Here is a 6,787-nt window from a genome sequence, read left to right on the forward strand (position 1 = left end):
CCGTCATCGACCTTTTCTGCTTTTCGACGGCGTGTGGCCCACTCGGTGACAACTCGAAGGCAGCCACGGAACCCTTGGCTCTTGAGTTGCCGCCATAGCTCCGTTCCATTCCGGTGTCCGGCCGACCACTGAGCGTCAAGCCATGGCAGATAGAGTTCGAGCGAGTTCTCGCGGACGCGGAAGACATCCGAACGTTGACCACGCAGCACGCGTCGGACCAGGCCGCGACTGTATCCGGTCCGGCGCATAATCTCCTTGATTGCGGCTCCCGACTTGGCCAGGTCGAGAATGGCGGCGTTGGTGTCTTCGCGGCGAAGATATCCCTCGTACTGGATGCGCTCGGCGGCAGTCAGCAGCTCGGGATTGATCGTGGCGGCTCCGATCGCGGTTCGGATCTGGCGCATGGATTTGCGCACCGCATCGACGAATGCCCGGCTGGCATTCTCCATCAAGTGCCAGCGGTCAGCGACCTGGGTCGCCTGTGGCAATGCCTTGGCTGCAGCCGTCGCGTAACCACCGCCGCGGTCGCGGGCGACGATGCTGATCTGAGGTTGGTCCGAGAGCCAAGCCTGGGCCGTCGACGGCTCCCGATCTGGCAGGAGAGCAATGGTTTTGCGCCGTTCCAGATCGCAAATGATGGTCCCATAGCGTTGGTTACGTCGCCACGCCCAATCATCGATCCCGATCACGATCGGCGGGACAAAGCGCGGACTGCCGCGCCGCCGCACGACGCGCAGCAGCGTATCATTGCTTACCGGCAACATCAGCCGCTTGGCAAAGGCGGCCGCTGGCCTGCCACCCAGTGCAAGCCCGAGATGATGGACGATGTGGTCGAGCCTCGCAGTTCGCCGCGCTGAAGGCGCGAGAACGTCCCCGTCGAAGCGCTCGGCGAAGATTCGCCGGCCGCACAACACTGCGTCGCAGTGGAACCGTCGCGCTTCAATGACAAGCCGAACGGGCTTTCCCACCAAGGGCAGGTCAGCCAAGCGTCGTTGATATCGACTGTGGATTCGCTCCGACCTTGTTCCGCAGATCGGGCAAAGGCTTGTTCTACTCGCCGGCCGAACCGCGATCAACATAACCTCGTCATCAACGGCTGTATTGTCGACTACAAAGCCGCGAGGAACGAGCGTCGACGGTCGCAGCGAATAACCCATGGTGCTGATTCCTTATGTGAAACCAACATCAGCCAGCACTTGATTTCATCAAAAGTGAGTCAGAGCCAAATTTGCATGCCGATAAGGGGTGAATTTTGCACGCCGATTGACAGCTCGAACGCCCCTGATTCAATTGGTCGCGGCCCTTAGGCGGGTGTCACGGGGTTCCTCGCGTCTACGGGTTTCCTCGTCGCGTTGCTGCTGGCGGTGACGATTGCCTACGAGACCCGGTTCCTTCCGAAACGGTTCGGGCAGGGCTTGCTGCGGGGTTTCCCGTCCCTGTTCCTGTCGGTGCCCAATCTCGTAATTGGCCTGGTGCAGATCCATATCTTCGGCTTCCAACTCGGTCTCTTCCGCGTGATCGAGCCCGACAGCTTCTGGGCAACGCTCTTTGCGGCGACTGCGCTCGCCGATCTCGTGGAAATACAGGTCGGCATGCTGCGGGCTGATGTGATGAAAGACGCCGGCAATTGTGCGGCGGACGCGGGAATTGAACCCTTCGACCGAATTGACATGGACGGCGTCGCGAAAGTATTCGCGGCTGGAATGCTTCACGGTGTCACGCTTGGCATAGTTTTCGCCAATGGCCATGAACGCCTTCGCCTCATCGCTCATCAAACGATGACGCCACCGGTATTGCCATGGCAGACCCTTCGTCATCGCCTCGTCCAAACACGCCGATCGGAATGAAGTCCAGGGTGGCGACAGAAGCACAAGGGAAGCCGGCCGGTGAGCGAGCTGTCCGGCCGCGGCTGCCCGTATCCAGCGGAAAAGCAGGTTGCTGTTGACCCCGCGCCGGCGCGCCACCTCCGCTACCGAATTGCCGGGAAGCTGCGCTCCTTCAACAATCCGTCATTTCTCTTCTAGCGACCAGTTTCGTCGACCGCGCTTCGCTGCTTCGCTCATTCCCGACATCGGATAGCGCCATAGTGTCCACTTAGCACTTGGTGGACACTATCCCACTCCAGGGCAGCGCCGGTAGGCGGCCATCACGCCACGCTTACGAATCGCATGGCAACCCTTGGATAGCAAGGCTATTGCTGTCTTTGGTTGATAAAGGCCGCGACATCGAAAGGACATAACGAGAACATATACTAGTATCGCTAGTACCGCCTTGCTTCGCCTTGAGCAGCCACCCGGTGTGTCGCGGCGCCTCTGAACGCTAGAGCGGCGAGCTTCAGCGTAAGAGCCGTTGCCTCCGGCAGTAGCATGAGGCATTACACCATCGGCATCCATAGGAAAACCGAATGACACAGCAGGAAATGTCAATCGCGGGCCGGCGAATAGCTGACGACGAGCCCCCCTTCATCATTGCAGAGCTCTCCGCCAACCACCTGGGCGACATCAAGCGCGCTCTCGAGGCAATCGATGTCGCGGCCGATTGCGGCGCGAACGCTGTTAAATTCCAAACTTACACCCCAGATACTCTTACGATAAACGTGGACAATGAATATTTTCGCATAAATGGCGGCCTTTGGGACGGACGCACGCTATATGACCTCTACAGTGAGGCTTTCACTCCATATGAGTGGCACGAGGAATTGTTCTCACATGCCAGAAAGAGGTCGATAATTCCCCTCTCGACACCATTCGACGAAACAGCAGTCGAATTGCTAGAGAGCCTTGGGACCCCCGCCTACAAGATAGCATCATTCGAAATCGTTGATCTGCCATTGATTGCATCGGTTGCCCGTCGTGGAAAGCCGATGATCATCTCGACTGGAATGGCCAATCTTGCCGAAATTCAAGCGGCAGTCGCAACAGCCCGCCAGAACGGCGCTAGCGACGTCGCACTCCTGCATTGCACGAGTGCGTATCCGGCCCCTTTTAGTGAGGCGAGGCTTAGGACTATTCCCCACTTGGCAGAAGCATTCCAAGTTGTGGGCGGCCTGTCTGATCACACACCAGGAACCGCCACCGCAGTTGCTAGCGTTGTGCTCGGCGCCCGAGTGATCGAGAAGCATTTCACTCTTTTGAGAGCAGATGGCGGACCGGATTCCGCTTTTTCCCTTGAGCCGGATGAACTCAAAAGACTTGTTTCAGATTGCCGCAGCGCGTGGGAGGCGCTGGGCTCAGTCAGCTATGATCTTTCCGGCAGCGAGAGAGGAAACGAGATCTTCCGACGATCCCTCTTCGTCGTTCAACCAGTGAAGGCAGGCCAACCTATCACAGAGACAAACGTCCGCTCGATACGTCCAGGATACGGGATACCCCCCAAGCATTTACCGAGTGTGATTGGAAGGAAGGCTGCCCGAGATCTTGAACGGGGGGAGCCGTTACAATGGGAAGATTTGGCCTAGGCTGCACCCCCAGCATTCTTTAGCTTGTCGTACCGATGGCGAAACAGCGAGATCGGTACTGCCCAGCCCTCGGGGCCCATCAGCACTGACCGCAAGGCAGCAAATTCCCGTGCCTGATGGTACGAACCGGGGCCTTGAGCTTTGACTCTCGGGGCAGAACCGTCTCTTATCGCCGGCCAGTGCTCGCGAAAGAGATCCTGTATCTCAGCCTGCAGCTTCGCATAGGTGGCGCTTAGTGTTTCCTTCGCCTCGTCAAAATACACTTCTCTTTGAACCACGATCGGCCCCGTATCCAATCCCTCGTCGATACGATGAATGGTAACGCCCTTTGGCGTGTCATCCAAAAACGACCAGACGTTCGGATCCGCGCCTCGATTGAAGGGTAGCATCGAGACGTGAAGGTTGAAGAAACCGTCGTCAAGCAGGGAAAGTACGTCCCGCTTGATTATGTGGCGGTATCCATAGCTGATGACTATTTCTGGCGACAGCTGCGCCATAACGTCTGGCGTAAGTGGCTCTCCGTTCACCAGAACTTCGTCGCCCTCTTGTAGCCAGTCAATTAACGGCTTACTCACGTCTTTGTTGTTCGTCAGGAACAGGATTTTCATAAAGTGCGCCAAGCGGAAAAGTTCGATGCGGTCGTTGTACTCGCAAATCTGATGGACGCACAAGGCGTTCTAAACGACGAAAGCCGGGAGCGAATGGCTACCGCAGTAAGAGCGCTCAAGGCTGGAATGGCACCGTTGATTTTGGCTTGTGGGTGGCCTTATCGCGATGATAGCGACCTGGCAATCGCTGATGCCATGGCTAGCTTCGCTACGGAAGAACTCCAGGTCGATTCAGATAAGGTCCTGGTTGAGCGCACGTCTCGCGATACTGTTGGGGATGCGGTTTTCTCGAAACGAAATTTTGCGATTCCTTTTGGCTGGAAACGAATACTGACGGTCACAAGCTCCTACCACCAGGCGCGAACGCTAGCGATTTTCTCATTTGTCTATGGACCCTCCTTCCATGTTGTGGTCAAGGGGGCAAAGAGTGATACAAATGCCAGTTTTGCCGCCTCCGAAGCAAAGTCTCTGGCTGCTTTTCATTCGACATTTAACGGCATTGAGGCTGGTGATGATGTCGCGATCCTTGATCGGTTGCGCACTGCTCACCCGTTTTACAACGGGGCGATATACAGCCCGATATGATCATCGATAACTGGAATTCACCGACCGCACTTACACCCCTCACAATGAGATTGCTCAGTGCACAAGGTTCTTAGCGATTCAAAGCGCACGTTTTTCCATTAAGAACCAGGTAAGATCGTCGGCACGGAAGACCGGATCGCCCCGGTACATAAAACCATAGTCGACGAGTCGCAGATCCGGGAATGATGCCATTATTTCACCTGCAAAATCTCTCTTAAAGAGCTTCCCTTCGTGCCCTCGGTAAACGACTTCTGCCGGGGTCGGATTGTAGTACTCGACGACCAGAACGTAGCGATTTGATCCTTCGTAAAGGCGCTGGTAGGCGACGGGCAGCAAGTCTGGATTGAGGTGGATCAAGACCCCGCAGGTAAAGCAAAGGTCGGTCTGTGCAGCTGGGAACGGCTCATAGAGGGAACCGCAAACAGCGCTTACATTCGGTAACTGAGACAGAGTTGCAAAGGCATCTGGGTTTATTTCGACAGCCTGCAGGGACACCTGTGGGATGAGTGACGAAATTGCCTGAAGATTTAGCCCGATGTTCGCGCCAAGTTCGCGGACGGATGATACACCAGGGGCCTTTGAGAGAATTTTGGCCCACAACGCGAGCTTGGAAGCAACCAAGGCATCACCTTGATTTCTTTTTAGGTAGTTTGATCCAAAATCGCCTTCCCAGAACTTCTCTTGTTCGGTCGCCACGTTTTTTCTCCGATGCATTAGTCGGGAATAAGCACAACCGCGTTGTCTGCGCAAGAAAGGAGAATGTTTTTCAAATGCTGTGACGTGCTTCCCGCAAATCGAATCGTTCTGAACTGGAACTTTCCAATTATGCTCCCCGCATTGACGAACTGAGGCAAATGCTTGCCGATGCGCGCCGATCGACCGTCAAATGGAACGACTTCCTCGACCTCGACGACGACGAGCTCGTCGCCCGCATCAAAGCAAAATCTCCGCGGTAACAATCGGGCGGTGACGTATCGGCAGTAGTCGGCAACAAACCCTTCTTCTTCAGCTCATGCCGCCAAGCGTAGATCTGTTGCCGGGTCACATAGTGCCGGTGTGCAACCTCAGTGATCGTCGCACCGTCGAGCCCCGACAGACATGACAATGTCAAGCTTCTTCTCGTCACCCCAACGCCGCCGCCGTTCCTGACCAAGAATTTCAACAGGCATCCCATACCTCGCCTAAGACACGACGCTAGAGACGTCGTTAATGACGTCTCTTAGGTTATCAAGGCGCTATTCGGCAGGCGGTACCAATCTGGCCGCTTACGTTGCAATGGACTTGAAAATTCGACTACTACGGAATATGCCATGCGCATGAAGTATCTCAGCCGACTCACTCTCCTAGCGCTCCTATCGATTATCTCGTCATGCAGTGAAATCGGCGGCGGCATTGCGTCGTCAAATGGTCCTGTTGCCGTGAGCAAGCCGAACGGCAAGGAGACTGTAACGCAGGAAACACCCAGACAGTGCACCACGCCTAAATTGGAGTGCTCTTATGGCACTGGTCCGGCCGGAGTACCATGCTCTTGCTGGTCGACGGAAGGCGCGCCCCACAGTGGTATAACCACGAAATGACGTGCGAACACATCGATTCGCTGCTCAGCCAGACCCGTGAGCGCATCGCCAACGGCTGGCGGAGCAGCGAAATCGACGCGCTGATGCCGTGGAACTACGCCCGCTGAACGGCCTCAGCTTGCCGCTTACGGAGACGTCGCCCACCGCCAAGCTCGATCGTGACAATGCTTGCCTCCTGCGCGCCCGGCAGACCGGCTGCCGCTCGGCCGGGATCGCCGGCGCGGGCAGCGCTTCGACGACCTCCACCGGAACGAGTTGCGGGGCGGACGGCGCGGAGATTTGGCAGAGCTCCTTGCGCCAGCGGAAGCGCTGGCTCACATGGATGCCGGCCGAGTGAGCGATCTCTGAAACACTTGCGCCTGGCTCAAGCGTCGCCGCGACCAGCCGCTCCTTCTCCTCACGCGACCAGCCCCGACGTCGCTCGACCGACGTGATCAGTAAGCGATGTGCTGCTCACACATTGGCGGAACATTTCCATCGGTCGGTATCAACTACCATCAGCGGCAGAGCGCTAGATCGTGTCCCGTGAGGTGGTGTAGCAGACGGCATTGGTCGCCGTG

Annotated in this window: 7 protein-coding genes and 3 pseudogenes; 5 read left to right on the plus strand and 5 right to left on the minus strand. The window is 56.8% G+C overall.

Annotated elements, in window-relative coordinates; genetic code table 11:
• Window positions 1-1,157: ISL3 family transposase (locus N181_RS04560; protein ID WP_155621602.1), on the minus strand; the 1,157-nt coding region annotated here is incomplete at its 3' end.
• Window positions 1,158-1,316: 159 nt separating this feature from the next.
• On the opposite strand from N181_RS04560, the pseudogene N181_RS34525 reads away from it, so the two are divergent.
• Window positions 1,317-1,625 (plus strand): annotated as a pseudogene (locus tag N181_RS34525) (ABC transporter permease); the annotation flags it as partial.
• Here N181_RS34525 and N181_RS31010 read toward each other — a convergent pair.
• A pseudogene (locus N181_RS31010) lies at window positions 1,560-1,775 on the minus strand (transposase); the annotation flags it as partial. The pseudogenes N181_RS34525 and N181_RS31010 overlap by 66 nt on opposite strands.
• 629 nt (window positions 1,776-2,404) lie before the next feature.
• On the opposite strand from N181_RS31010, the gene pseI reads away from it, so the two are divergent.
• On the plus strand, window positions 2,405-3,457 hold the full coding sequence (gene pseI, locus N181_RS04570; RefSeq protein WP_037436612.1) for a pseudaminic acid synthase: 1,053 nt from the start codon (window positions 2,405-2,407) through the stop codon (window positions 3,455-3,457).
• On the opposite strand, the gene N181_RS04575 is transcribed toward pseI, so the two are convergent.
• Complete coding sequence (locus N181_RS04575) at window positions 3,454-4,065, minus strand: formyltransferase family protein (protein ID WP_037436610.1); 612 nt, start codon at window positions 4,063-4,065, stop codon at window positions 3,454-3,456. The genes pseI and N181_RS04575 overlap by 4 nt on opposite strands.
• A gap of 3 nt (window positions 4,066-4,068) precedes the next feature.
• Here N181_RS04575 and N181_RS04580 point away from each other — a divergent pair, with 3 nt between their 5' ends.
• On the plus strand, window positions 4,069-4,650 hold the full coding sequence (locus tag N181_RS04580; RefSeq protein WP_037437750.1) for a YdcF family protein: 582 nt from the start codon (window positions 4,069-4,071) through the stop codon (window positions 4,648-4,650).
• 78 nt (window positions 4,651-4,728) lie between these two features.
• Here N181_RS04580 and N181_RS04585 read toward each other — a convergent pair whose 3' ends face one another.
• Window positions 4,729-5,346, minus strand: a complete 618-nt coding sequence (locus tag N181_RS04585; RefSeq protein WP_234886014.1) for a pseudaminic acid biosynthesis-associated methylase — start codon at window positions 5,344-5,346, stop codon at window positions 4,729-4,731.
• A gap of 826 nt (window positions 5,347-6,172) precedes the next feature.
• Here N181_RS04585 and N181_RS35175 point away from each other — a divergent pair.
• Window positions 6,173-6,334: a transposase domain-containing protein gene (locus N181_RS35175; RefSeq protein WP_245376623.1), complete on the plus strand. Its 162-nt coding sequence runs from the start codon at window positions 6,173-6,175 to the stop codon at window positions 6,332-6,334.
• Window positions 6,316-6,564, plus strand: coding sequence for a hypothetical protein (locus tag N181_RS34540; protein ID WP_037436606.1), 249 nt, complete (start codon window positions 6,316-6,318; stop codon window positions 6,562-6,564). Before N181_RS35175 ends, N181_RS34540 begins: the two co-directional genes overlap by 19 nt.
• Here the strand turns inward: N181_RS34540 and N181_RS35315 are convergent.
• Window positions 6,540-6,665 (minus strand): annotated as a pseudogene (locus N181_RS35315) (transposase); the annotation flags it as partial. The gene N181_RS34540 and the pseudogene N181_RS35315 overlap by 25 nt on opposite strands.
• Between the last annotated feature and the right edge of the window lie 122 nt (window positions 6,666-6,787).

Source organism: Sinorhizobium fredii USDA 205 (genome assembly GCF_001461695.1).
Classification (GTDB): domain Bacteria; phylum Pseudomonadota; class Alphaproteobacteria; order Rhizobiales; family Rhizobiaceae; genus Sinorhizobium; species Sinorhizobium fredii.

Excerpts from the sequence above, each read along its gene's own strand:
- N181_RS04575 (WP_037436610.1), bottom strand. The coding sequence starts at position 4,065 with ATGAAAATCCTGTTCCTGACGAACAACAAAGACGTGAGTAAGCCGTTA.
- pseI (WP_037436612.1), top strand. The coding sequence starts at position 2,405 with ATGACACAGCAGGAAATGTCAATCGCGGGCCGGCGAATAGCTGACGAC.
- N181_RS35175 (WP_245376623.1), top strand. The coding sequence starts at position 6,173 with ATGCTCTTGCTGGTCGACGGAAGGCGCGCCCCACAGTGGTATAACCAC.